This is a genomic window from Streptomyces sp. NPDC104309 (assembly GCF_055584025.1).
On the sequence record NZ_JBVJMV010000006.1, the window covers coordinates 203,545 to 226,357 of the forward strand.

Here is a 22,813-nt window from a genome sequence, read left to right on the forward strand (position 1 = left end):
GCCGCGCCCCCGTAGATTCCGAGGGATGCGAGCACCGGGCCAACGAGAGGAAAGCCTCCCGTGTCTGCCCCCCGTACCACGCTGCGCCGCAGTCTCTCCGCTGCCGCCGCCCTGCCGCTGCTCGCCGTCGCGCTCACCGCCTGCGGCTACGGCTCCGAGGCGAAGAACGACGAATCCAAGAAGTCGGACGTCGCCGCCGACGCGAAGAAGCTCTCCGCGGACACCGTGCGGATCGGCTACTTCCCCAACCTGACGCACGCCACCGCACTGGTCGGCGACCAGGAGGGGATCTTCCAGAAGGAACTCGGCGGCACCCGGCTCAAGACCTCCCAGTTCAACGCCGGCCCTTCCGAGATCGAGGCGCTCAACGCCAAGTCGATCGACATCGGTTTCATCGGCCCGTCGCCCTCGATCAACGGATTCACCAAGTCCAAGGGCAAGAACCTGCGGATCATCGGCGGTTCCGCCTCCGGCGGGGTGAAGCTGGTCGTCGACCCGAAGAAGATCAAGACCCTGGACGACCTCAAGGGCAAGAAGATCGCCACCCCGCAGCTGGGCAACACACAGGACGTGGCCTTCCTCAACTGGATCTCCGAGAAGGGCTGGAAGGTCGACGCCCAGAGCGGCAAGGGCGACGTCTCCGTCATCCGTACGGACAACAAGGTGACCCCGGACGCCTACAAGTCCGGTTCCATCGACGGCGCCTGGGTCCCTGAGCCCACCGCGTCCAAGCTGGTCGCCGAGGGCGCCAAGGAACTGCTCGACGAGTCGGCCCTGTGGCCCGACAACAAGTTCGTGATCACGAACATCATCGTGTCGCAGCAGTTCCTGAGCGAGCACCCCGACGTCGTCGAGGCGGTGCTGCGCGGTTCGGTGAAGACCAACGCGTGGATCAACGCCAACCCGGACAAGGCCAAGGCCTCCGCCAACGCCGCGCTCAAGGAGCTGACCGGCAAGGCGCTGCCCCCCGAGGTCCTCGACCCGGCGTGGAAGTCGATCCAGATCACCGATGACCCGCTGGCCGCCACGCTGGACGTGGAGGCCGCGCACGCGGTGAAGGCCGGACTGCTGGAGAAGCCGGACCTCAACGACATCTACGACCTGAAGCCGCTGAACAAGGTCCTGAAGGCCGCGGGCAGGCCCGAGGTCGCCGACGCCGGTCTCGGCGTGAAGTAAGCCACCCGACCCCAGGATTCCCAGGAGGCGACGACCATGGCGACCACCCTCACCAAGGCCGAGGACCGTACGGCGGTCGGGCACGCCGCCCGCATCACGCACGTCTCCAAGGCCTTCGGCGGGCCGGAGGGGCAGCAGCTCGTCCTCGACGACATCACGCTCGATGTCGCACCGGGCGAGTTCGTCACCCTCCTGGGGGCCTCCGGGTGCGGAAAGTCGACGCTGCTCAACCTGGTGGCCGGACTCGACCGCCCGACCGCGGGGTCCATCGAGACCCCCGGCGGGCGGCCGGCCCTGATGTTCCAGGAGCACGCCCTGTTCCCGTGGCTGACCGCGGGCAAGAACATCGAACTCGCGCTGCGGCTGCGCGGCATGGCCAAGTCGGAGCGCCGCACGGAGGCGGAGCGGCTGCTCGAACTCGTACGGCTGGGCGGGGCGTACGGGAAGCGTGTGCACGAGCTGTCGGGCGGGATGCGACAGCGGGTGGCCCTGGCACGGGCCCTCGCCCAGGACAGCCAGCTGCTGCTGATGGACGAGCCGTTCGCGGCGCTCGACGCCATCACCCGGGATGTGCTGCACGGCGAGCTGACCCGGATCTGGCGCGAGACGAAGCTCTCGGTCCTCTTCGTCACCCACAACGTGCGCGAGGCGGTGCGGCTCGCCGAACGGGTCGTCCTGCTGTCGTCCCGCCCCGGCAGGATCGCCCGTGAATGGACGGTCGACATCGAGCAGCCGCGCCGTATCGAGGACAACGCCGTCGCGGAACTGTCCGTCGAGATCACCGAACAACTGCGTGGGGAGATCCGCCGTCATGGCCAGCACTGACACGAAGCCCGACGACCTGGCCGGTCTGGAGGCCGGACTCGACGCGCTGGACGCCGTGCAGGTGCGCCGTACCCCGGTGCGCGAGGTGCTGCTGCGCAAGGTGCTTCCGCCGGTGCTCGCGGTGGCGCTGGTGGTCATCGTCTGGCAACTGCTGGTCGAGGCCCAGGTCACCGACGACTACAAGCTGCCCTCACCGGCCGCGGTGTGGCACAGCGCGTCCGACATGTGGCTCCAGGGGACGCTCCTGGAGGTCGTGTGGACCAGCATCTCGCGTGGTCTGCTCGGCTTCCTGATGGCGGTGGCCATCGGCACGCCCCTGGGTCTGCTGGTCGCCCGGGTGAGGTTCGTACGGGCCGCGATCGGCCCGATCCTGTCCGGGCTGCAGTCCCTGCCCTCGGTCGCCTGGGTGGCGCCGGCCGTGATCTGGCTCGGGCTGAACGACAGGATGATGTACGCGGTGATCCTGCTGGGCGCCGTCCCGTCGGTCGCCAACGGGCTGGTCTCCGGCGTCGACCAGGTGCCCCCGCTGTTCCTCAGGGCGGGCCGCACGCTCGGCGCGACCGGGCTGCGCGGGACCTGGCACATCGTGCTGCCGGCCGCGCTGCCCGGCTATCTCGCGGGGCTCAAGCAGGGCTGGGCGTTCTCCTGGCGTTCGCTGATGGCCGCCGAGATCATCGCGTCCTCCCCCGACCTCGGGCTGGGGCTGGGCCAGCTGCTGGAGAACGGCCGCAACAACGCGGACATGCCCGGCATCTTCCTCGCCATCATCCTGATTCTGTTCGTCGGCATCGCGATCGATCTGCTGATCTTCAGTCCGCTGGAGCGGTGGGTGCTGCGCAGCCGCGGTCTCCTCGTCAAGAACTGAGCCACGCCATGCCCGCCCCGGTCCTCCTCGTCATCGCCCACGGCAGCCGCGCCCCGCGGCACGCGGCGACCGTGCACGCGCTCACCGCGCGGGTGCGGTCGCTGCGGCCGGGGCTGCGCGTGGAGACCGGCTTCCTGGACTTCAACGCGCCTTCGGTACCCAGGGTGCTGGAGCGGCTGGCCGCACAGGGAGCCGGAGACGTCATCGCGCTTCCCCTGCTCCTCACACGGGCCTTCCACGCCAAGTCCGACATCCCCACGGTGCTGCACGAGGCCCGGACCCGCCTGCACCGGCTGCGCATCGTGCAGGCCGAGGTGCTCGGTCCGTCGCCGTTGCTGAACTCGGCGCTGGAACGACGGCTGTCCGAAGCCGGGATCCGTCCCGGTGAACGGCGCTCGACCGGGCTCGTCCTGGCCTCGGCGGGCTCCACAGACCCGGAGGCGATCGCAGTGATCGCTGAAATCGCGCGGGAGCTGCGGCACACCGGTTGGTGTTCCGTGCGGCCTGCGTTCGCCTCCGCATCCCTTCCGCGAACCGAGGACGCGGTACGAGCCCTGCGGGCCGAGGGCGTGCGGCGGGTGGCGGTGGCCCCGTACGTCATCGCACCCGGCCGGCTCCCGGACCGTATCGCCGCGGGCGCCGCCGGTGCGGACGTGCTGGCCGATGTGCTGGGCGCGTCAACGGAGTTGGCCCGGCTGCTGCTGACCCGGTACGACGAGGCGCGCGTCCCGCTCGCGCCGCCCGCCTCACTCAGTGCCTGAGGCCTCTCGCTCGGATCATGCCGGACCGGTGCCGCGCCTCAGCCCACGTCGAGGCTGCCGGTGCGGGTGCGCTTGAGCTCGAAGAGATCCGGATTCCCGGCAAGCACCCGGAAGCTGTCGAAGAGGCGTGCGGCCTCCTCGCCGCGCGGCACGGCCCGCAGGACCGGCCCGAACCAGACCGAGCCGTCGACATGGATCGTGGGCGTACCGACGTAGGCGTCCGCCTCCGGATCCTTGCCGGCGTCGTGGCTGCGCCGCAGCGCATCGTCGTACGTCCCCGAGTGCGCGGCAGCTGCCAGCGCGGCGGGCAGACCGAGCTGCGCGAGGGATTGCGCGATCACCTCGTCGAAGTCCTCGTTCTTCTGCTGGTGGATGCGGCTGCCCATGGCGGTGTAGAGATCGCCGAGCACCACGTCGCCGTGGTCGGCCGCCGCCGCGACAGCGACCCGTACCGGGCCGATCGACCTGTCGACCAGTTCCCGGTACCAGTCGGGGAGTTCATTGCCGATGTTGTGCAGATAGAGGCTCATGACATGGAAGCGGAGCTCGATGTCCCGCTGCTGCTCCACCTCCAGCATCCAGCGGGAGGTGATCCAGGCGAACGGGCAGGCCGGGTCGAAGTAGAAGTCGACGACGGTCCTGCCCGTGTCCGGAGTGCGGTGAGTAGTCATGCGTGGAGCCTAGCCAGGTATTGGCACACCGCTCCGGGCCATTCACCACCCGATATGCTGGGCCATTTTCAGCCCCGGCTCCAGTGCGGGTCGCGTCCGCTGCGGGCCAGTGCCCGATCGAGCACCGAAGCCGATCCGGGCGCCGTCACCTCGTCGGCGAAGCCGCCGTACTGCCGGTAGAGCGCGGCGGAACCGTCGACGACTTCGAGGAGGTAGGCCGCCGCCGCGTCGGACAGCCGGAACTCCTGCCCGGTGGCCCGTGCCACGTCCCAGGTGTGCAGGGCCGTCTCCTCGATGAGCATCGCGGCGATCTCGGGGGCCGGGGTCGTCGAACTCCCCAGGTCGATCTCGCCCTCCCAGACCGCCGGGTCCGACCATGCGGCAACGGCGCGGTCCAGCTGGGCCGCGTACGTCTGCGCCCAGTCGGCGTCGGTGGTGAAGTCACGGTTGACGAGGTCGTCGGGGAGGTCCTTGCGCAGGGCGCGGTGCTCCAGGCCGTACGAGGTGTAGAGCACCCAGTGGTTGATGAGTCCGCGCAGGTCCCACTCGCCGCAGGGGGTGGTGGGCGCGTCGAGCTGTTCGGCGCTGATGGAGCGGGCGATCCGGGCCGCCTCGGCAGCGCATTCGGTCATGTGAGCGTGCTCGTTCTTCATGCGCTCCAGGCTAGGACCGACCACTGACAACGGTCTTGAAGAAAGGCGACGCAGGCCGCGGAGCCGCGGTTTCAGGAAGCGGCGTCGACGAGAGCGACGAGCTCGGTCACGGACATCGAACCGGGTTCCCGGCGCTCGCTCGCGAAGGTGTTCGCGATGCGCCGCAGTGTGTCGTTGACCGGTGCGGGTACGCCGTGGAGCCGGCCGAGCAGCACGCTCTCGCCGTCGAGACGGTCCGCCTCGATCGTGCCCGTACCCCGGCTGGCTCTGCCAGGACGAGCCGGCGCCGCGCGGGGAGCCGTCGAACGGCTCGAAGCGGATCCGGCCGGACCAGGCCTCGGCCTGCTCCTCCTGGCGGTCAGAACCCGGCGCCCGGAGCCGGCGACACCTCGGCCCAGGTCGAGAAGTTGTGGCACCGATCGGGCACAGCACTACTGTTCCCATCATGTCTTCCATGGCACAGCCCCTCGACGATGTGTTCCTGCTCGGCGGCGAGCTGCCCGTACGCCGTCTCGGCTACGGCACCGCCCAGCTGACCGGCCCCGGATACTGGGGGCCGAGCGGTGACCGGCGGGACGCCGTGGCCGTGCTGCGGGCGGCCGTCGAACGGGGCGTCACGCTCATCGACACCGCCGACAACTACGGCCCCGCGCTGGCCGAGGAACTGGTCGCCGAGGCCCTCCACCCGTACCGCGGGGAGCTGGTGATCGCGACCAAGGGCGGGGTGGTGCGCACCAGCGACAGCGCCTGGCACGTCGCGGGCCGGCCCGAGCGGCTCAGGGCGATGTGCGAGGCCAGTCTGCGGCGGCTGAGGACGGACCGGATCGACCTCTACCAGCTGCACCGGCTGGACCCGGACGTACCCATGGCCGACCAGCTGGGCACCCTCGACGAGCTGAGGCAGGAGGGTAAGATCCGGTACATCGGTCTGGACACCCTCACCGCCGACCAGCTGGAGCAGGCTCTCTCCCTGATCGGGATCGCCTCGGTGCAGAACCGCTTCAACCTCCTCGACCGTTCGTCGGACGCGGTACTGAAGGTGTGCGAGACCCACGGCCTCGCCTTTCTGCCCTGGTTCCCACTGGCCAACGGCGCTCTGACCGGCGAGGCGGCCACGGCGCTCGCCGATGTCGCCGAGCGTCACGATGCCACCCGCGGGCAGATCGCCCTCGCCTGGCTGCTGCACCGCTCCCCCGTGCTGTGCCCGACCCCGGGCACCGGTTCGCCCGCCCATCTGGCGGAGAACCTGGGAGCCCGTGAGATCAGTCTGTCGGCCGAGGACATGAGCCGCCTGGAGGCGCTCGCACCCGCATGAAGGAGTTCCCGCACATGACCGCACACACCACGGCCGCTGTGCCCGGCCCCGCCGGCGCCCCCGGTTCGCCCGCCGCCGTCCCGGTGATCCGGGCCGACGGCGTCTCGCTCGTGCGGGACGGCGCCGTCCTGCTCGACTCGGTCTCCCTGACCGTGCGCAGCGGCGAGCACTGGGCCCTGCTGGGTGCGAACGGGGCGGGAAAGAGCACGCTGCTGGGGCTGCTCGGCGCGGTCAACCATCCCACCAGGGGCTCGGTCGAGGTGCTGGGGCGCACGCTGGGGCGGGTCGATCTGCGGGAGCTGCGGTCGATGCTCGGGCATGTCAATCCGCGCCATCCGCTGCGTTCCCCGCTGTCGGTGCGCGAGGTCGTGCTGACCGGCCTGACCAACTCGGTCGAGCCGGTGCCGCGCTGGTCCGCGAGCACGGAGCAGCGGGCCCAGGCGGAGCGGCTGCTGAAGATGCTCGGCATGGGCGGCAAGACCGGATCGCGCTGGCCCGCGCTCTCGCAGGGCGAACGGGGACGTACGCTCATCGCCCGCGCCCTGATGCCACGCCCTCGGCTGCTGCTGCTCGACGAGCCGGCCACGGGGCTCGATCTCGCCGCCCGTGAGCAGTTGCTCGACAGCCTGGACACACTGCGCGAGGAGCATCCCGAGCTGGCGACGGTCCTGGTCACGCACCACCTGGAGGAGCTGCCCGCCTCCACCACGCACGCGATGCTCTTGCGGGGCGGACAGTGCGTGGCGTCGGGCCCGGCCGACGAGGTGCTGACCACCGATCAGGTCAGCGACTGCTTCGGACATCCGGTGCGGATCTCCCGTACGGACGGCCGGTGGACGGCGCGGGCGCAGCGCGTCACCCGTCGCTGAGCGGGCCGGGGCCTCTCGTTCGGATCCTGCCGGGCTCGCATGCCCCGGCACCGCGCCTCGCCGCGTTGCCGTCGGCCGCCGTGGCGGCTTGCTCAAGCTCTCGGCTCCGCTCGAAGTGCAGGGGAGGCCCCATCCGGCTCTCTCCCCCGCCTTGCGATCCACGGCACCGGGCCCGCTCGCTGATCCGGTTTGATCCGGACGAAAGAGCCTAAGGGCTGTCCCGTAATCCGTGGTGGATCAGCGCGCGGCGTCGGATGCGGTGCATCGCAAGGCGGAGGGACGTCCGCATACTGGATGTATTCGGACGTTCCGACAACGCGGCGAGGATGGGGCCTCCCCTGTTCGAGCGCAGCCGAGAGCTTGGGGAAGTAGCTGGCGTCGCGCGCCCGCCAGGGATGACGGGACAGCCCTTAGTCGTCGATGCCGTTCGCGGCTACGGCGAACGGCGTGGCCTGGTGGAAGTAGAGCACCCAGCCCGCGCCGGTCAGCCGCCACAGCGAGCTGCGGTGGGCGAGGTGCCCTTTCGTCTCGGTGTCGTAGGTGAGATGGACCAGTTCGGCGTCCAGCTGGAGGCCGCGCATCCGGGACGCGGTGAGCGGCCCGGGACGCGGGGCGTCCTCGCCGGTGAGCGAGGCGATCAGCGCGTCGCGGTCCCAGACCCGGCCGGCGGAGTCGATCTCGCGGTACTCGGGGTGCAGTACCTGGGTGAGGAGTGCGGCGGAGGCACGTACCACCGGGTCCAGGAGGCTGAGCTCGCCCTCCACCGCCGCGGCCACGCCGGGGGACGGTTCGGTCATGCGCGGGCTCCGTCGTGTGCGGTCCCGGCCGACGCGGTCATCTCCACGAGCTTGACGACGGTGTTCCAGTTGCGTGAAGTGGCGATGACGCCCTTGTTGAGGGCGGGACGGAGAAGGACTTCGGCGAGTTTGGAACGGCCCAGCCCGTCGGGCGTGTAGAGGTAGAGCGCGCGGTCGCCGAGCCGGAACTCCTCGGGGAGGAAGGCCGATGCGTCGATCCCGGCGAAGCGTTCGGCGTCGACCGGCTGCCCGTAGTAGGTGATGTGCAGTTGCCTGCCTTCGAGTTCGGCGGCCGGGAACGGGCAGGCCGCGGCAACTGCCGCGAGGTAGCCGCCGTCCCGGACCAGGCAGGGGACCGGGAAGCCGAATCGCTTCTCGATGGCCTGCTCCAGCTCGGCGGCGAGTGCGTTCTCGTCGTCCGACGCGCTGCTGAAGACGGCGTTGCCGCTCTGCAGATGGGTACGGACGTCTCCGTGGCCAAGTTCGGTGAGCAGTGTGCGCAGTTCGGCCATCGGAACCTTCTTGTGGCCGCTCACATTGATCCCGCGCAACAGCGCCGCGTACATCGTCATGGGCACACCATAGGACGAGCCGTCCACGCCGCGCGGCCGCCGCGCCCCGTGGGGGCGGGCGCGGCGGCCGCCGATTCCGTCGCGCCGGACGTCTGCCGCCCGGTCGCGACCGCGGAGGTCGGTTACTCGACGATCTTCAGCAGCTTGTTCGGCGTGCCCTCGGTCGCGTCGGAGATCGCGTCGGGGGTGGCTCCGTCGGTCAGCGCCGTGGCGACCTCCGCCGGGGTGGCGTCCGGGTGTCCGGAGAGGTAGACGGCGGCGGCACCGACGACGTGCGGAGTCGCCATGGACGTACCGGAGATGGTGTTGGAGCCGTCGTCGCTGTCGTTCCAGGACGAGGTGATGTCCGATCCCGGGGCGTAGATGTCCACGATCGAGCCGTAGTTGGAGAACGAGGACTGCTCGTCGTCCACGGTGGACGAGGCGACGGTGATGGCCTCCGGGACGCGGGCCGGGGAGGTCTCGCTCGCGTCGGAGGAATCGTTTCCGGCGGCCACCGCGAAGGTGACCCCGGAGGCGATGGCCTTCTGGACCGCCGAGTCGAGCGCCTCGTCCGCGCCGCCGCCGAGGCTCATGTTGGCGACGGAGGGGCCCTCGTGGTGGGCGGTGACCCAGTCGATGCCCGCGACGACCTGCTCGGTGGTGCCCGAGCCGGAGTCGTCGAGGACCCGCACGGCGACGATCTTCGCCTTCTTGGCGACGCCGTACGTCGCACCGGCGATGGTGCCTGCCACATGGGTGCCGTGGCCGTTGCCGTCATCGGCGCTGTCGTCGTCGTCCACCGCGTCGTAGCCCGAGCCGGCCCGGCCCTCGAACTCGTTGTGCGTGGTGCGGACACCGGTGTCGATGACGTACGCGGTGACGCCCTCGCCCGCGCTGTCCGGGTAGGTGTACGCGTTGTCGCCGGCCGTCTCGGTCTGGTCGATCCGGTCGAGCCCCCAGGACGGCGGGTCGTCCTGGGTGGCGTCGATGTGGAATTTCTTGTTCTGGACCACCTTGGAGACGGCCGGGTCGGCCGCCAGGCGCTTGGCCTCGGTCAGTGACAGACCGCTGGCGGAGAAGCCGTTGACGGCTGAGCTGTAGTTCCGCCGGAGCTTGCCGCCGTACTGCTTGGCGAGCTTCGCCTTGTCGGCCTTGTGGTCCAGCATCACGATGTAGCTGCCCGAGACGGCGGTCGCCGCGTCCGCGCCGTAGACGGTGCCCATCGCGGGAGCGGGTGCGGCTCCGGCGACGGGGCTGCCCAGCAGGGTGACTCCGGCCGCCGCGGCCACCGCGGTTATGGCGGCGGTCAGCTTGATCCGACGTGCGCGCTTGTGAATTGCCATGAAGAGGGGTCTCCTCGTCATTCTTTGTGGGGGGATTGACCCCCGGCCGGAAGATCTCCGGGGGTTGGCTCGAAACCCTCACTCATTGACGCGCTCAGATCAAGGACTTCATCCGGCTGTGACTTACGCAACAAGGTTTCGTAATAAGAAACCGGCCAGCCGTGTTCAAGTCGGGCCCCGCCTCCGCGGCCTCCGCCGCGCGGGCGGGGCCCGCCGCTCCCGCAACGACGACCGGCGCTCTTCGCAAGAGGGAAGGCGGACCCCGTCGGCGCACCCGGACGGACGAGGAGTCGACCTGATTGCGCCCCCGCCCGTCGGTCGGCGGATATCGGGAGGATCGGTCATGCCTCACCGGCGGGACGTCTCGGCCACCGGGGTCATTCGTTCACAGCACGCGAGCCCGGCATGATCCGAACGAGAGACCCTGGCCGCACCTGACGTGTCAGCGCTGATAGCGGGCCAGCACCCGGTTTCCGTCGTCCACCAGACGTTTCCTCAGCTCCTCGGTACCGATCGCCCCGCTGTAGTACTCCTGGAGGGCCGGCGTGGCGACCTTGTCCTTCCATTCCGGGTAACCGCGGACCGACTGCGCGGGTGCCGGGCTGAGCTTCTTCGCGACCGCGACACCGGTCGCCCAGCCGTCCTTGTCGGTGTGCAGGGCCGGGTCCGCGAGGGCATCGGTACCGGTCGGGAGCATCCAGTCCCCCTTGGCCAGTCGCACCATGTTCCGCGGTCGCAGCAGGAAGTCGATGAACCGCGCGGCCTCCTTCTTGTGCGGGCTGGCCTGCGAGACGGAAAGGGTCTGCGGGCTCACCCCCTGGGCAAGGCCCTCGCTGCCCGCGGGGGCGGGCAGGACCGTCCACTCGAAGCCCTCGGGGGCCTGTTCGACGACCTGTTGGCGGTACGAGAAGCCGAGCGGGACCATCGCGTACTTGCCGCCGAAGAATCCGGGAAGCGTGTCGGAGCCGCCCATGCCGAGCGCGGTGCGGGCGGCGCTTCGGTCGGTTTCGACCTGGTCGCGAATGGTTCCGGGGACGACCTGATCACCCTGGTCCGAACGGATGGTGACCTTGCCGTCGGCTCCGCGGTGGAAGAGCCGGCCGCCGGCGGAGCGCCCGAGGTTGAGGGTGACGGAGACCGGCTCCTTCAGCGGCCAGGCGACGCCGTACCTCCCGTCGCTCGTCAGTTCCTTGGTGACCTGACGGAACTCGGTCCAGTTCCAGGGGCTGTCGGGGGTGGGGATGCGGACGCCCGACTCCTTGAGGATCCGGGTGTTGGCGATCAGGACGCGGGGCTCCTGGAGGAACGGCACTCCGTAGACGCCGTCCCCGAAGGTGGTGGTCTGCCAGCTCTGTTGCGGGATGTCGGCGGTCAGCCGGTCCGGGAGGAGCGTGCGCAGATCGGCGAGGTAGCCGCCGTAGGCGAAGTCGGCGAGGTCGTCGGAGGCGTCATGGATGACGTCCGGCGCCTCATCGCCCTCGAAGGAGGTCAGCAGCTGGTCGTGGACGGTGTCCCAGCTGCCCTGGACGTAGGTGACATGGATGTCGGGGTGGGTTTCGTTCCACTCCCTCACCAGTTGCTTGTTGGCGTCGACGGATTCCTTCTGCCAGGCCAGCGACTGGAAGCTGAGCTCGCTCCGTCCGCTGCCGTCCTCGCCGTCGCCCGTCCCCGCGCAGCCCGTGAGCAGCAGGGCCAGCGCGGTGGCGACGGCGGCCACCGTCCGTAGGCGAGCGCTCATCAGCTCTTCACCGCCCCGGCCAGCAGGGAGCCCGTGATCCGCCGCTGAATGATCGCGAAGACGACCAGTGAGGGCAGGGTGGCAAGGAACGCGGCGGCGGCGAGCGGCCCGAGATCGGCCGCGCCCTCCGCCCCGATGAAGTGGGTCAGCACGACCGGCAAGGTCTGTTTCTCCGGTGTCTTGAGCAGGACGAGTGCGAAGAAGAACTCGTTCCATGCGGTGATGAACGCGAAGAGTGCGGTGGCGACGATGCCGGGGGCCAGCAGCGGGGCGGTGACCGAGACGAGCGTCCGCAGCCGGCCCGCGCCGTCGACGGAGGCGGCCTCTTCGAGCTCTGCGGGCACGGCCCGTACGTAGCCGGTCAGCATCCACAGCGCGAAGGGCAGCGCCCAGACGACGTACACCATGACCAGACCCCACAGGGAGTTGATCAGATGGAGATGCTTCAGGACCAGGAAAAGCGGAATGATCAGCAGGACGAACGGGAACGCCTGGCTGACCACGACCCATCCGGTGGTGACCGTCGAGAGCCTGGAGCGGTGGCGGGCCATGACATAGGCCATGGGCGTGGCGATGAGCACCGCGACGATGGCGGCGCAGAGCGCGGCGATCAGTGAATTGGCGGCGGCCTGGAGCAGTGGCTGTTCGTCGAACGCCTTGCGGAAGTTGTCCAGCGTCGGGTGTTCGGGGATCCAGGTCGGATGCAGGGAGCCCAGTTCCCGCGCCGGTTTGAAGGCGGTGGAGATCAGCCACAGGAACGGGAACGCCAGAAAGACGAGATAGCCGAGCAGCGCGACGTACTGTCCGGCCCGCGCGGATCCGCTGGTACGCATGCTCACCGGTCCTCGCCTCCTCCGAGCCGGCCGACGAGATGCACCGCGAGGATCACGGAGATCACCGCGACCATCACACAGCCCATCGCCGCGGCGTAGCCGAACTGTCCGTAGCGGAAGGCCTCTTCGTACGCGAAGAGCATCGGCAGCCGGGTCCGGCCCCCGGGTCCTCCGTTGGTCAGCACGTAGACCAGGGCGAAGGAATTGAAGTTCCAGATGAAGTTGAGCGCGGTGATGGAGAGTGCGACCGGTCTGAGCACGGGCCAGGTGACGGTGCGGAAGCGGCGCCAGGCGCCCGCCCCGTCCAGTGCGGCCGCCTCATGGAGTTCGTGCGGGGTGTTCTGCAGTCCGGCCAGCAGGGCGACGGTGGTCTGCGGCATGCCGGCCCAGATACCCACCACGATCACGGCGGGCAGGGCGGTGGCGAGCCCGGTGAGCCAGTCCCGGCCGTCGCCGAGGCCCAGATCACGGATCGTCTCGTTGAGGACACCCGCGTCCGGGTGGTAGACGAGCCGCCACATGATGCCGACGACCACCTCCGGCATCGCCCACGGAATGATCGCCAGTGCCCGCGCCAGCCAGCGCATGCGCAGATTCTGGTTGAGCAGCAGGGCGAGGCCGAGCGCCAGTACGAACTGCGGGACGGTGACGCCGACCGCCCACAGCAGGCCGATGCGGAACGAGTCCCAGAACAGGGCGTCGTGCAGCAGGTCCTGGAAGTTCAGCCCGCCGACCCACTGGGTGGAGCGGGTGCGGCCGGACTGGGCATCGGTGAAGGCCAGCGCGATGCCGTAGAGGAGCGGGCCGACGCTGAGGATCAGGATCGGGATCAGCGTGGGCAGCACCAGGAACCAGGTGCCCGCGCTCCGGCCGGTCGTCCGGATCCGCTTGCCGTGCGGGCCACCGGTCGGGCCGCGCCGCCCGGTTCGTACGGTTGCAGTCGCTAATGTCACGGATTCGCCCCCTTGCGTCATTCGATCGGTTTCATACCGTTCTGGCCGCTCAGGTGGCCCTCGTCATCGTGCTGACGGTCCGTCGGTTCGTCAAGCGGGCCTGCACGGATGCGAAAATCGGAGACATGAACGAGATGTGTGCGCGCGAGGTGCTGACCGCTGCCGGACTGCCCGGCGGTGCGGAGTTGCTCGCGCTGGGTGAGAACGCGGTGTTCGCCGTGGACGACCTGGTGGTCAAGGTCGGCCGGGACGCCGTGCGGAACCCGGAACTGCGGGACCGGGCCGAGCGCGAGGTGGCCGTCGCTCAGTGGCTGGCCGCCTCCGGTGTCCCCGCCGTACGGGTCGCGGAGCCCGGGGCGCGGCTGGTGGAGGGCCACCCGGTGACCCTCTGGCACCGGCTGCCCGACGCGGTACGCCCGGCCGAGCCGCGCGATCTCGCCCCGCTGCTCACCCAGGTGCATGCGCTGCCCGCCCCGGACGGCTTCACGCTGCCGCGCCGTGAGCTGCTCGGCGGCGTCGAGCGCTGGCTTCGGCTCGCGGGCGACGCGATCGATCCGGCCGACGCCGACTATCTGCGCGAGCGCCGCGACGGCTTCGCCGCGGCCGCGGCCGCGCTGGTCCCCCATCTGCCGCCCGGCCCGATCCATGGCGACGCGCTCCCCAGGAATGTCCACGTCGGCCCGGACGGGCCGGTGCTGGTCGATCTGGAGACCTTCTCCACGGATCTGCGCGAGCACGATCTGGTGGTGCTCGCCCTGTCCCGGGACCGCTACGGGCTGGCGGCCGAGGCGTACGACGCCTTCACGGCCGCTTACGGCTGGGACGTCCGCGCATGGGACGGCTGCGCGGTGCTGCGCGGGGCACGGGAGACGGCCAGCTGCGCGTGGGTGTCCCAGCACGCGCCGACCAACCCGAAGGCCCTCGCGGAGTTCCGCCGCCGGGTGGCGTCGCTGCGCGGCGGCGACACCGCGGTGCGGTGGTATCCGTTCTGACGCTGTGACCGGGACCGTCCGGCGGCCGTGGCGCCCCCGGCCACCGGACGGGCCCGGAAGAGGCCCCGGGCCGGATGGGCCTGGAGCCTCAGCCCGTCACCCGGGCCGGCTCCCTCAGGGGCCAGTGACCGTCGACCACCGCGTCCGCCGTGCCCTTGCGGCGCAGGAACTGCTGGAAGTCGGCCGCCCATTGCGCGTACCACTCCACCTGGCGTTCATGCAGCTCGGCGGCGGTCAGCCCGGCCACCGAGGCGTGCCGCTCGGCTATCGCGTACGCCACCCGGACCGCGGCCAGCGCATCCGCCCCCGCGTCATGGGCGCCGCCGTGCACCACTCCGTACTCGATGCAGACCGCTTCGAGGGTGCGCTTGCCCTTGCGGTAGCGGTCGACGGCCCGGTCGATGGTGTACGGGTCGATGACGGGTCCGATCCCCGCCCCGTCGAGCCGGTCGCTCAGCGACGGCAGCCCGTGCCGGCGGAGCTCCGCCGTCAGCAGCGTCAGGTCGAAGGCCGCGTTGTACGCGACGACCGGGACGCCCTGGCGCCAGTAGCCGGTGAGCGTCTCGGCGATCTCGTCGGCCACCTCGCGCACCGGCCGGCCCTCCGCCGCCGCCCGCTCGCTGCTGATGCCGTGGATCGCCGAGGCCTGTGCGGGAATCCGGACGCCCGGATCCGCCAGCCAGCTGCGCTGCCGCACCGGCTCCCCGTCCCGGCCCGCGACGCCGACGACCGCGGCCGTCACGATCCGGGCCTCCAGCGGTTCCGTACCCGTCGTCTCCAGGTCGAAGCCGACCAGCGCCTCCCGGTGCCAGCTCATCCCGTACCTCCTTCGTGGTGCTCTCCCCCAGGTGACGACCACCCTCGCACGCACCACTGACAACGGAGCGACAGCCCCTCAGGAGACGGGCCTGGAGTCCGTCCACACGGACTCGAATTCCTCGCGGTACGTCTCGAACAGCCCGTGCTCGTTGTCCTGCCCCGCCCGGACCACCGCACGCCCGCCGCCCCGCAGCACCAGCACGGGCGCCTCCATGCCGCGTGCGCGCCGCAGATACGGCTGGACGACCCCGACCGCGTCCGTCCCGTCGCCGTCGACCAGATAGGCCGTGAAGCGCGGCGTCTCGTCGAAGACATGGATCTCGAAGGCACCCGGGTCACGGAGCTTGGAGCGGACCCGGCGCATGTGGAGGATGTTCATCTCCACCGACCGGCTCAGCTCGCCCTTCTTGAGACCCAGCTCCCGTTCCCGGCGCTTGACCGCGCTGCTCGCCGGATTGATGAAGAGCAGCCGGACCCGGCAGCCCGACTCGGCCAGCCGGATCAGTCTGCGGCCGGAGAAGTTCTGCACGAGCAGGTTGAGCCCTATGCCGATCGCGTCGAGACGGCGCGAACCGCCGAAGAGGTCCTCGGCGGGCAGCTGGCGCTGGAGCCGCACCCGGTCGGAGTGGACGGAGACCACGTCCGCGTACCGGTCGCCGACCAGCTCCTCGACGGCGTCGACCGGCAGCCGGTCGGACGACGGGACCGCGGCGCCGTTGCCCAGGATCTCCAGGAGCCGGGCGGAGGCGCGCTCGGCCTGGGCGAGAACCGCCTCGTTCAGGGCGCGGTTGCGGGAGACCACATTGCGGGCGACCTCCAGTTCGTCGAGCGCCAGCTCGACCTCGCGCCGGTCGTCGAAGTACGGCTCGAAGCACGGCCAGTGCTGGACCATCAGCTCGCGCAGCTGCGGCAGCGTGAGGAAGCTGAGAACGTTGTCGTCGGCCGGGTCCAGCAGATAGCCCTTGCGGCGGGAGACCTCGCGCACGGCGACGGCGCGCTGCACCCACTCCTGCCCGGCGGGTCCGGCGGCGGCCACCACCCAGTCCTCGCCGTGGACGGGCTCGTAGATGGGCCGGAGCACCGCGGCGACCACGGCGCGCAGCCGCTGCTCCACGAGATTCAGCCAGATGTAGGCCCGCCCGGCCCGCTGGGCACGCGTGCGCACCTCTTTCCAGGCGTCCGCTCCCCAGTCCAGCTCCGCACCGATCTCCATGGGCCGCACAAGCGACACCGCCCCGGGCGGAGCATCGGTGGAGTCCCCCTCGTGACCCGGGTCACCTGGGGGCAGCTCGAACCCTCCCGAGCTCAACCGCGCACCGCCTTCCACTCCCCCACCAACGATCAAGGAAGGGTACTCCGCGAGCGGGAGCCGGTGCAGCCGGATGCGCAGGCTGCTTCCTCAACTCCCCTGTGACGTAAGCATGTTCCTGGGGGCAAGATCTGCCGTAGTGAGCGGATTCATAGTGATTGAGCACCTCACCCGGGGCCCGGTACGGGGCCTGCGGCCGATTCGGGGCCCCGGATTCCGGTTTCGGGCGACACGGAGAGGCCCGATGTTGACCGGACCGCGCGACGTCCTAGGTAGCCGCACCTCTTTCGGGGAAGATCTGGCTGAGACCGACCGGCACATGGGGGGTGGGAGAAGGAGCCCCGCGGCGCCGCCCCCCATGCGCCGGTCGGTCTGAAGCAGCCCGCAAGCCCCAGACACCCGGATCAGAAGTGGAAGAGTCGAACCTATGCAGGTCTGGCCGGGACAGGCGTATCCGCTCGGCGCCACGTACGACGGCGCCGGGACCAACTTCGCGGTCTTCTCCGAGGCCGCCGGCCGGATCGAGTTGTGCCTGCTGCACGACGACGGTTCCGAGACGGCGGTGGAGCTCAGGGAGACCGATGCCTTCGTCCGCCATGCCTACCTTCCCGGGGTGATGCCCGGTCAGCGGTACGGATTCAGGGTCCACGGACCGTACGAACCGGAGCGCGGCGCCCGCTGCAACTCGGCGAAACTGCTGCTCGACCCCTATGCCAGGGCGGTCGCCGGGCAGATCCGGTGGGGCGAGGCGGTGTACGGCTATCCCTTCGGCCGGCCCGACGCGCGCAACGATCTCGACTCGGCGCCGCACACCATGACCTCGGTCGTGGTCAATCCGTACTTCGACTGGGGCGACGACCGGCGCCCCCGTACCGACTACCACCGCACGGTGATCTACGAGGCCCATGTGAAGGGCCTGACGATGCTCCATCCGGGGCTGCCGAAGGAACTGCGCGGCACCTACGCGGGACTGGCCCATCCCGAGGTGATCGCCCATCTGACGGAACTGGGGGTCACGGCGATCGAGCTGATGCCGGTGCACCAGTTCGTCCAGGACCACCGGCTGTCGGACGCGGGGCTGGCCAATTACTGGGGTTACAACACCATCGGATTCTTCGCCCCGCACAACGCGTACGCCTCCTGGGGCGACCGCGGCGAGCAGGTACTGGAGTTCAAGCAGGCCGTGAGGGCGCTGCACCAGGCCGGCATCGAGGTGATCCTCGACGTGGTCTACAACCACACCGCGGAGGGCAACCACCTGGGTCCGACGCTCTCCTTCCGGGGCCTGGACAACGCCTCGTACTACCGGCTCGCGGACGACCAGCGGTACTACATGGACACCACGGGGACCGGGAACTCCCTGCTGATGCGGTCGCCGCACGTACTCCAGCTGATCATGGACTCCCTGCGGTACTGGGTCACGGAGATGCATGTGGACGGCTTCCGCTTCGACCTGGCGGCCACCTTGGCCCGGCAGTTCCACGAGGTGGACCGACTGTCGTCGTTCTTCGACCTGGTGCAGCAGGACCCGGTGGTCAGCCAGGTGAAGCTGATCGCCGAGCCGTGGGACGTGGGCGAGGGCGGCTACCAGGTGGGGAACTTCCCGCCGCTGTGGACCGAGTGGAACGGCAAGTACCGGGACACCGTGCGGGACCTGTGGCGGGGCGAGCCGAGGACCCTCGCCGAATTCGCCGGACGGCTGACGGGCTCGTCGGACCTGTACCAGGACGACGGACGGCGGCCGCTCGCCTCGATCAACTTCACCACCTGCCACGACGGATTCACGCTGCACGACCTGGTCTCGTACAACGAGAAGCACAACGAGGCGAACGGCGAGGGCAACCGGGACGGCGAGAGCCACAACCGGTCCTGGAACTGCGGCGCGGAGGGCGGGACGGGCCAGCCGGAGGTGCTGGAGCTGCGGATGCGGCAGATGCGGAACTTCATCGCCACGCTGATGGTGTCGCAGGGCGTGCCGATGCTGAGCCACGGCGACGAGTTCGCGCGTACGCAGCGGGGCAACAACAACGCGTACTGCCAGGACAGCGAGTTGTCGTGGGTGCACTGGCCCGAGCCGGCCGAAGCCGCGGGAAGCGACGCGGACGAGGACGCTCCGGACGAGGCGGACGGTCTCGGGAGCAGCCTGCTGGAGTTCACCCGGGCGATGGTCTGGCTCCGCCGCGACCATCCGGTCTTCCGGCGCCGCCGGTTCTTCCACGGGCGTCCGGTCGAGGGCACGCACGACGAGCTCTCGGACATCGCCTGGTTCACGCCCGAGGGCGGCGAGATGACGCAGCGGGACTGGCAGGCCGCGCACGCCAAGGCGCTGACGGTCTTTCTCAACGGTCACGCGATCTCGGAGCCTGGGCCGCGCGGCGAGCGGATCTCCGACGACTCGTTCCTGCTGATGTTCAACGCGAGCGCCGACACGCTGGACTTCTCCGTTCCGGTGAATCACGGCCGGCAGTGGATGGTGGTGGTCGACACGGCACGCCCGGCCGGGGTGCTTCCCCGCTCGGGACCGAAGGTGTCGGCGGGCGAACGGGTGACGCTGGTCGGGCGGAGCATGGCGGTGTTGCAGCGCCCCGCGTAGGGCCGGGGACGGCGGCCCGCGGTCGGCCGGGGCCCGGCGGCCCCCTCGGTGCCGGCTCGGGGACCGACGGTCCGTCCGGTGTTCGGCCACACCGCCGGTCGAGCCCTTTGCGGCGTTCCGTGACACAGAAGTCCGCGGGCTGGGTACGTAACGGCGCATGACGCCCACCGCCACCTACCGGCTCCAGCTCCAGCCGGACTTCCCGTTCTCGGCCGCCGCTCACGCCGTGCCGTATCTCGCCGCGCTCGGCGTCTCCCATCTGCATCTCTCCCCCGTGCTCGAAGCCGTGCCCGGCTCCAGACACGGATACGACGTCGTCGACCACACCCGGGTACGCGCCGAACTCGGCGGTGAGGAGGGGCTGCGGGAGCTGGCCCGTACGGCGCGCGCGCACGGTCTCGGGCTGGTGGTGGACATCGTGCCGAACCACATGGCGGCTGTTCCGCGCCACAACCGAGCCCTGTGGGAGGTGTTGCGCGAAGGTCCAGGGTCCCCGTACGCCCGCTGGTTCGACATCGACTGGGCGGCGGGGGGCGGCAAGGTGCTGCTGCCGGTGCTCGCCGGGCGGATCGGCGACGAGCTCGACAGGCTCCGGGTCGACGGCGAGGTGCTGCGCCACGGCGAGCAGGAGTTCCCGCTCCGGGCCGGCACCGCCCGCCTGCCGCTGCCCGAGCTGCTGGATGCCCAGCACTACCGGCTCGGCTGGTGGCGGCTGGCCCGTACCGAGCTGAACTACCGGCGGTTCTTCACCATCTCCGACCTCATCGGGGTGCGGGTGGAGGACCCGGAGGTCTTCGCCGCCACCCACGACAAGATCCTCCAACTGCTGCGGGACGGGGTCGTCGACGGGCTGCGCATCGACCACCCCGACGGACTCGCCGAGCCCGCGGCCTATCTGGAGCGGCTCTCGGCGGCGACCGGCGGGCGGTGGACGGTGGTGGAGAAGATCCTCACCGGCGCCGAACCGCTGCCCGCGGACTGGGCGGTCGCGGGGACCACCGGGTACGACGCGCTGCACCGTGTCGACGGGGTCTTCGTCGACCCGATGGGCGCCGCTGAGCTGGTCGGCCACTACCGCGCGTACGCGCGCCCCGCCGAGGGGCGCGGCGGTGACTGGGCGGCGACGGTCCGCCGGGCCGCGTACCGGGTGGTGACGCACGAGCTGGCCGCCGAGACCGCGCTGCTGACCCGGCTCGCCGTGCGCGTCTGCGCCGAGGACCCCGCCCTGCGCGACCACGCCCCGTGGACGCTGCACACCGCCGTGCGCGAACTGCTCGTACGGGTGCCCGTCTACCGCCCGTACACGACGGCCGGGGGTCCCCGCACCGAGACGGCCGAGGCGGCGCTCCCGGATTCGGCCGTGCGGGACGCCAAGGCGGTGTTCTCCGTTCCGGAGGAGGCGTCGGCCGTCGACGTCGTAAGGGAGCTGGCGCTGGGGCGGCTGGGCGCGGGGGCCGACCGGGCCGCCTTCTGTGCCCGGTTCGCCCAGACCGCGTCCGCGTTGCGCGCCAAGTCGGTCGAGGACATGGCGTTCTACCGGTACGTACCGCTGATCTCGGCGAACGAGGTGGGGGGCGACCCCGGGCGGCCGGCGGTGACGCCGGAGGAGTTCCACGCGTTCTGTGCCCGGCAGGCGCGCGACCTGTGGGCCACGGGCACCGCTCTGACCACCCATGACACCAAACGGAGCGCCGACGTACGGGCCCGGATCGCGGTGCTGACCCAGTGTCCGGAGCAGTGGGCCGCGCTGCTGGTGGAGCTGGGGCGGCTGACTCCCGCGACCGCGCCCGACGCGCAGCTCGCCTGGCAGGCCTGGCAGACCGCCTTCGGATGCGCGACGGTGCCGGTCCGGGAGATCGCGGGACGGCTGGAGCCCAGCCTGCTCAAGGCGGTCCGCGAGGCGGGACTCTTCACCAACTGGACAGAGTCGGATCCGGTGTACGAGCGGGCGGTGACGGACTTCGTCGCGGCGGGACCGGCCGCGGACACCGGTCCGGCGCGCGAGGCGCTGGAGCGGTTCGCGGGCGCGCTCGATCCGCACGTCCGGGCCAATGTGCTCGGCGCCGCGCTGGTCCAGCTGACGATGCCGGGGGTGCCGGACCTGTATCAGGGCACGGAGCGGGAGTACGTGGCGCTGGTCGACCCGGACAACCGGCGGCCGTTCACCCACCCGTCCGAGGAGTGGTCCCTCGGTGAGAAGGGCGACCTCACCGCGGCCGCGCTGCGGCTGCGGCGCGAACGGCCCGAGGTGTTCGGCGAGTCGGGTACGTACGCCCCGCTGAGTGCCCGTGGACCGGCGGCCGCGCACTGTCTGGCCTTCTGCCGCTCGGGCGACGTGGTCACCGCGGTGACCAGGCTCTCGTTGCGGCTGGCGGAGTCGGGCGGCTGGCGCGGGACGGAGCTGACGCTGCCGGACGCCGGGCCGTGGACCGATCTGCTGGCACCCGGCCGGAAGTTCACCGGGGCCGCGGTCGCGGCGGCCGAGCTCTTCGCCGACCGTCCGGTGGCGCTGCTCAGCCGGGCCGGACGAGAAGGGCCCGCGGACCGCGCGTGAGCAGTCCGGTGCCGGCCGGGCGGAACCCCTCCGCCCAGCGGAGCCGGGGCATCGCGTCGAGCAGGGCGCCCAGGCCCTGCCGCGCCTCCAGCCGGCCGAGCACGACGGCCGGGCAGCCGGCGGGTCCGGTGAGGGAATTGCCCTGGTCGTGGCGGAAGGGGTCGTAGAGGTCGGGGGCGGAGAACCGTTCCGGATCGCGGCCCGCCGAGCCGATCAGACAGGCGACGGGGGCCCCGGCGGGCAGCGTGCCGCCGCTGAGGGTGACCTCGGTGACGGTGCGGCGCAGCACGATCTGCACGGGCGGGTCGCGGCGCAGCGACTCGGTCCAGGCCCGGTCGGCCAGGGCCGGTTCGATGCGCAGGGCGGCCAGGAGATCGGGGGCGTCCAGGAGGTTGGCCAGGAACGAGGCGAGCGCCGTCTCCCGGAGTCCGGTGTCCCGGAGGCATGGGGTGGCGGTACTCCCGGTGCCGGTACGGGGCAGCCGGGTGACGTACGTGCGGGAGGGCGCTCCGGCGGTGGATCCGACGGGCAGCCAGCGGCAGAAGTCCTCGACGAGGTCGGCCTGCCGACGGCCCGCGATGCGGCGCGCCAGTACGTAGGCGGTGCGCTCGATCCGCTCCGCCATGTGACGTGGCACCGGTTCGGAGTCCGCCATGTGACGTGGCACCGATCCCGGAGCCGCTATGTCACGTCGCACCGCTCCTGGGCCCGCCATGTGACGTGGTACCGGTCCGGAATCCGTCGTGCCACGTGGCCCCGGTCCGGTCGTGGTCCCGTGTTGTTCGTGCGGCGTGCACAGGTGGCTGCCGTGGCAGAGCCCGAGGGGCGCGGGGCCGCCGCGCGGGGCACCGTCGTGCGGGAATCCGGTGAACCGGGGGTCGCCGAGGGCCTTGGTCACATCCGCGTACCGGCTGACCAGCCAGGCGCCCAGGGGCGCGTCGTAGCTGAGCGGGTATTCCTCGCGCAGGACACGGTAGAGCCGGTACGGGTCGTGCGCGGCTCCGGGGGCGAGCAGGCTGGGACCGGTGCCGGGGCGGGATCCACGCGCCGTCCGGCCGGTCCGGCGGCCGGGTGCCGGTATGCCTTCGGGCGCGTCGGCCTGCATCCGTACCCCCGGGGCGTCAGGGCGCCGGTGTCCGGCGCGGTTCCTCACAAGGGGATCACCGACGGGGGCGTCACGCAGTCGGCGTACG

20 protein-coding genes and 1 pseudogene are annotated in these 22,813 nt (G+C 71.0%); 9 read left to right on the top strand and 12 right to left on the bottom strand.

All coding sequences use genetic code 11. The features are described 5' to 3' along the window. The first annotated feature begins 60 nt into the window (after positions 1-60). Genes ACZ68L_RS11430 through ACZ68L_RS11445 form a run of 4 tightly spaced genes read left to right on the top strand, consistent with a single transcriptional unit; the run spans position 61 to position 3,627 of the window. Positions 61-1,176, top strand: coding sequence for an aliphatic sulfonate ABC transporter substrate-binding protein (locus ACZ68L_RS11430; protein ID WP_469576168.1), 1,116 nt, complete (start codon positions 61-63; stop codon positions 1,174-1,176). A gap of 36 nt (positions 1,177-1,212) precedes the next feature. Next, complete coding sequence (locus tag ACZ68L_RS11435; RefSeq protein ID WP_469576170.1) at positions 1,213-2,001, top strand: ABC transporter ATP-binding protein; 789 nt, start codon at positions 1,213-1,215, stop codon at positions 1,999-2,001. After that, the gene (locus ACZ68L_RS11440; RefSeq protein ID WP_469576172.1) at positions 1,988-2,866 is read left to right on the top strand and encodes an ABC transporter permease; all 879 of its coding nucleotides are present in this window, start codon (positions 1,988-1,990) and stop codon (positions 2,864-2,866) included. Before ACZ68L_RS11435 ends, ACZ68L_RS11440 begins: the two co-directional genes overlap by 14 nt. An 8-nt stretch (positions 2,867-2,874) precedes the next feature. After that, positions 2,875-3,627, top strand: a complete 753-nt coding sequence (locus ACZ68L_RS11445; protein ID WP_469576174.1) for a sirohydrochlorin chelatase — start codon at positions 2,875-2,877, stop codon at positions 3,625-3,627. Between the two features lie 38 nt (positions 3,628-3,665). On the opposite strand, the gene ACZ68L_RS11450 is transcribed toward ACZ68L_RS11445, so the two are convergent. From ACZ68L_RS11450 to ACZ68L_RS11460, 3 genes and pseudogenes are all read right to left on the bottom strand, one after another. Beyond that, positions 3,666-4,298 carry a DsbA family protein gene (locus ACZ68L_RS11450; RefSeq protein ID WP_469576175.1) on the bottom strand — a complete coding sequence of 211 codons (633 nt, stop codon included), beginning with the start codon at positions 4,296-4,298 and terminating at the stop codon, positions 3,666-3,668. A gap of 68 nt (positions 4,299-4,366) precedes the next feature. Then, on the bottom strand, positions 4,367-4,951 hold the full coding sequence (locus tag ACZ68L_RS11455; RefSeq protein WP_469576176.1) for a TIGR03086 family metal-binding protein: 585 nt from the start codon (positions 4,949-4,951) through the stop codon (positions 4,367-4,369). 71 nt (positions 4,952-5,022) lie between these two features. Then, positions 5,023-5,302, bottom strand: a pseudogene (locus tag ACZ68L_RS11460) (ketopantoate reductase family protein); the annotation flags it as partial. A 94-nt stretch (positions 5,303-5,396) separates the two neighbouring features. Between ACZ68L_RS11460 and ACZ68L_RS11465 the strand changes: the two are divergent. Beyond that, positions 5,397-6,266 carry an aldo/keto reductase gene (locus ACZ68L_RS11465; protein WP_469576177.1) on the top strand — a complete coding sequence of 290 codons (870 nt, stop codon included), beginning with the start codon at positions 5,397-5,399 and terminating at the stop codon, positions 6,264-6,266. 14 nt (positions 6,267-6,280) lie between these two features. Continuing rightward, complete coding sequence (locus ACZ68L_RS11470; RefSeq protein ID WP_469576179.1) at positions 6,281-7,135, top strand: ABC transporter ATP-binding protein; 855 nt, start codon at positions 6,281-6,283, stop codon at positions 7,133-7,135. 410 nt (positions 7,136-7,545) lie between these two features. Here the strand turns inward: ACZ68L_RS11470 and ACZ68L_RS11475 are convergent, their stop codons facing one another. The 6 genes from ACZ68L_RS11475 to ACZ68L_RS11500 all read right to left on the bottom strand — a co-directional run bounded on the left by ACZ68L_RS11475 (position 7,546) and on the right by ACZ68L_RS11500 (position 13,374). Beyond that, positions 7,546-7,932 carry a nuclear transport factor 2 family protein gene (locus ACZ68L_RS11475; protein ID WP_469576180.1) on the bottom strand — a complete coding sequence of 129 codons (387 nt, stop codon included), beginning with the start codon at positions 7,930-7,932 and terminating at the stop codon, positions 7,546-7,548. Next, positions 7,929-8,504, bottom strand: a complete 576-nt coding sequence (locus ACZ68L_RS11480) for a DUF1697 domain-containing protein (RefSeq protein WP_469576182.1) — start codon at positions 8,502-8,504, stop codon at positions 7,929-7,931. Before ACZ68L_RS11480 ends, ACZ68L_RS11475 begins: the two co-directional genes overlap by 4 nt. A 122-nt stretch (positions 8,505-8,626) precedes the next feature. After that, complete coding sequence (locus tag ACZ68L_RS11485; protein WP_469576184.1) at positions 8,627-9,829, bottom strand: S8 family peptidase; 1,203 nt, start codon at positions 9,827-9,829, stop codon at positions 8,627-8,629. Between the two features lie 442 nt (positions 9,830-10,271). Beyond that, positions 10,272-11,567 carry an ABC transporter substrate-binding protein gene (locus ACZ68L_RS11490; protein ID WP_469576186.1) on the bottom strand — a complete coding sequence of 432 codons (1,296 nt, stop codon included), beginning with the start codon at positions 11,565-11,567 and terminating at the stop codon, positions 10,272-10,274. Then, the gene (locus ACZ68L_RS11495) at positions 11,567-12,406 is read right to left on the bottom strand and encodes a carbohydrate ABC transporter permease (protein ID WP_469576187.1); all 840 of its coding nucleotides are present in this window, start codon (positions 12,404-12,406) and stop codon (positions 11,567-11,569) included. The genes ACZ68L_RS11490 and ACZ68L_RS11495 overlap by 1 nt, the downstream gene beginning before the upstream one ends. Then, positions 12,403-13,374, bottom strand: coding sequence for a carbohydrate ABC transporter permease (locus tag ACZ68L_RS11500; RefSeq protein WP_469576190.1), 972 nt, complete (start codon positions 13,372-13,374; stop codon positions 12,403-12,405). Before ACZ68L_RS11500 ends, ACZ68L_RS11495 begins: the two co-directional genes overlap by 4 nt. A 104-nt stretch (positions 13,375-13,478) precedes the next feature. Between ACZ68L_RS11500 and ACZ68L_RS11505 the strand changes: the two genes are divergently transcribed. After that, positions 13,479-14,345 (top strand): phosphotransferase enzyme family protein, encoded by an 867-nt coding sequence (locus ACZ68L_RS11505; protein WP_469576192.1) that lies wholly within the window; start codon positions 13,479-13,481, stop codon positions 14,343-14,345. Between the two features lie 88 nt (positions 14,346-14,433). On the opposite strand, the gene ACZ68L_RS11510 is transcribed toward ACZ68L_RS11505, so the two are convergent. Both ACZ68L_RS11510 and ACZ68L_RS11515 read right to left on the bottom strand, forming a co-directional pair. Continuing rightward, a complete protein-coding gene (locus ACZ68L_RS11510; protein ID WP_469576193.1) occupies positions 14,434-15,162 on the bottom strand; it encodes an exonuclease domain-containing protein in 729 nt (242 codons plus the stop codon). A gap of 78 nt (positions 15,163-15,240) precedes the next feature. Continuing rightward, the gene (locus tag ACZ68L_RS11515; protein ID WP_469576194.1) at positions 15,241-16,473 is read right to left on the bottom strand and encodes an SAV2148 family HEPN domain-containing protein; all 1,233 of its coding nucleotides are present in this window, start codon (positions 16,471-16,473) and stop codon (positions 15,241-15,243) included. A gap of 427 nt (positions 16,474-16,900) precedes the next feature. On the opposite strand from ACZ68L_RS11515, the gene glgX reads away from it, so the two are divergent. Beyond that, complete coding sequence (glgX, locus tag ACZ68L_RS11520) at positions 16,901-19,066, top strand: glycogen debranching protein GlgX (RefSeq protein ID WP_469576197.1); 2,166 nt, start codon at positions 16,901-16,903, stop codon at positions 19,064-19,066. Between the two features lie 157 nt (positions 19,067-19,223). Then, on the top strand, positions 19,224-21,620 hold the full coding sequence (treY, locus tag ACZ68L_RS11525; protein ID WP_469576198.1) for a malto-oligosyltrehalose synthase: 2,397 nt from the start codon (positions 19,224-19,226) through the stop codon (positions 21,618-21,620). Here the strand turns inward: treY and ACZ68L_RS11530 are convergent. Continuing rightward, on the bottom strand, positions 21,580-22,725 hold the full coding sequence (locus ACZ68L_RS11530) for a cytochrome P450 (RefSeq protein ID WP_469576200.1): 1,146 nt from the start codon (positions 22,723-22,725) through the stop codon (positions 21,580-21,582). The genes treY and ACZ68L_RS11530 overlap by 41 nt on opposite strands. Between the last annotated feature and the right edge of the window lie 88 nt (positions 22,726-22,813).

What these genes read in the sequence shown, in the direction of transcription:
- ACZ68L_RS11435 (WP_469576170.1), top strand. Translation starts at nt 1,213, where the DNA reads ATGGCGACCACCCTCACCAAGGCCGAGGACCGTACGGCGGTCGGGCAC.
- ACZ68L_RS11440 (WP_469576172.1), top strand. Translation starts at nt 1,988, where the DNA reads ATGGCCAGCACTGACACGAAGCCCGACGACCTGGCCGGTCTGGAGGCC.
- ACZ68L_RS11445 (WP_469576174.1), top strand. Translation starts at nt 2,875, where the DNA reads ATGCCCGCCCCGGTCCTCCTCGTCATCGCCCACGGCAGCCGCGCCCCG.
- ACZ68L_RS11450 (WP_469576175.1), bottom strand. Translation starts at nt 4,298, where the DNA reads ATGACTACTCACCGCACTCCGGACACGGGCAGGACCGTCGTCGACTTC.
- ACZ68L_RS11455 (WP_469576176.1), bottom strand. Translation starts at nt 4,951, where the DNA reads ATGAAGAACGAGCACGCTCACATGACCGAATGCGCTGCCGAGGCGGCC.
- ACZ68L_RS11465 (WP_469576177.1), top strand. Translation starts at nt 5,397, where the DNA reads ATGTCTTCCATGGCACAGCCCCTCGACGATGTGTTCCTGCTCGGCGGC.
- ACZ68L_RS11470 (WP_469576179.1), top strand. Translation starts at nt 6,281, where the DNA reads ATGACCGCACACACCACGGCCGCTGTGCCCGGCCCCGCCGGCGCCCCC.
- ACZ68L_RS11475 (WP_469576180.1), bottom strand. Translation starts at nt 7,932, where the DNA reads ATGACCGAACCGTCCCCCGGCGTGGCCGCGGCGGTGGAGGGCGAGCTC.
- ACZ68L_RS11480 (WP_469576182.1), bottom strand. Translation starts at nt 8,504, where the DNA reads ATGACGATGTACGCGGCGCTGTTGCGCGGGATCAATGTGAGCGGCCAC.
- ACZ68L_RS11485 (WP_469576184.1), bottom strand. Translation starts at nt 9,829, where the DNA reads ATGGCAATTCACAAGCGCGCACGTCGGATCAAGCTGACCGCCGCCATA.
- ACZ68L_RS11490 (WP_469576186.1), bottom strand. Translation starts at nt 11,567, where the DNA reads ATGAGCGCTCGCCTACGGACGGTGGCCGCCGTCGCCACCGCGCTGGCC.
- ACZ68L_RS11500 (WP_469576190.1), bottom strand. Translation starts at nt 13,374, where the DNA reads ATGACGCAAGGGGGCGAATCCGTGACATTAGCGACTGCAACCGTACGA.
- ACZ68L_RS11505 (WP_469576192.1), top strand. Translation starts at nt 13,479, where the DNA reads ATGAACGAGATGTGTGCGCGCGAGGTGCTGACCGCTGCCGGACTGCCC.
- ACZ68L_RS11510 (WP_469576193.1), bottom strand. Translation starts at nt 15,162, where the DNA reads ATGAGCTGGCACCGGGAGGCGCTGGTCGGCTTCGACCTGGAGACGACG.
- glgX (WP_469576197.1), top strand. Translation starts at nt 16,901, where the DNA reads ATGCAGGTCTGGCCGGGACAGGCGTATCCGCTCGGCGCCACGTACGAC.
- treY (WP_469576198.1), top strand. Translation starts at nt 19,224, where the DNA reads ATGACGCCCACCGCCACCTACCGGCTCCAGCTCCAGCCGGACTTCCCG.
- ACZ68L_RS11530 (WP_469576200.1), bottom strand. Translation starts at nt 22,725, where the DNA reads ATGCAGGCCGACGCGCCCGAAGGCATACCGGCACCCGGCCGCCGGACC.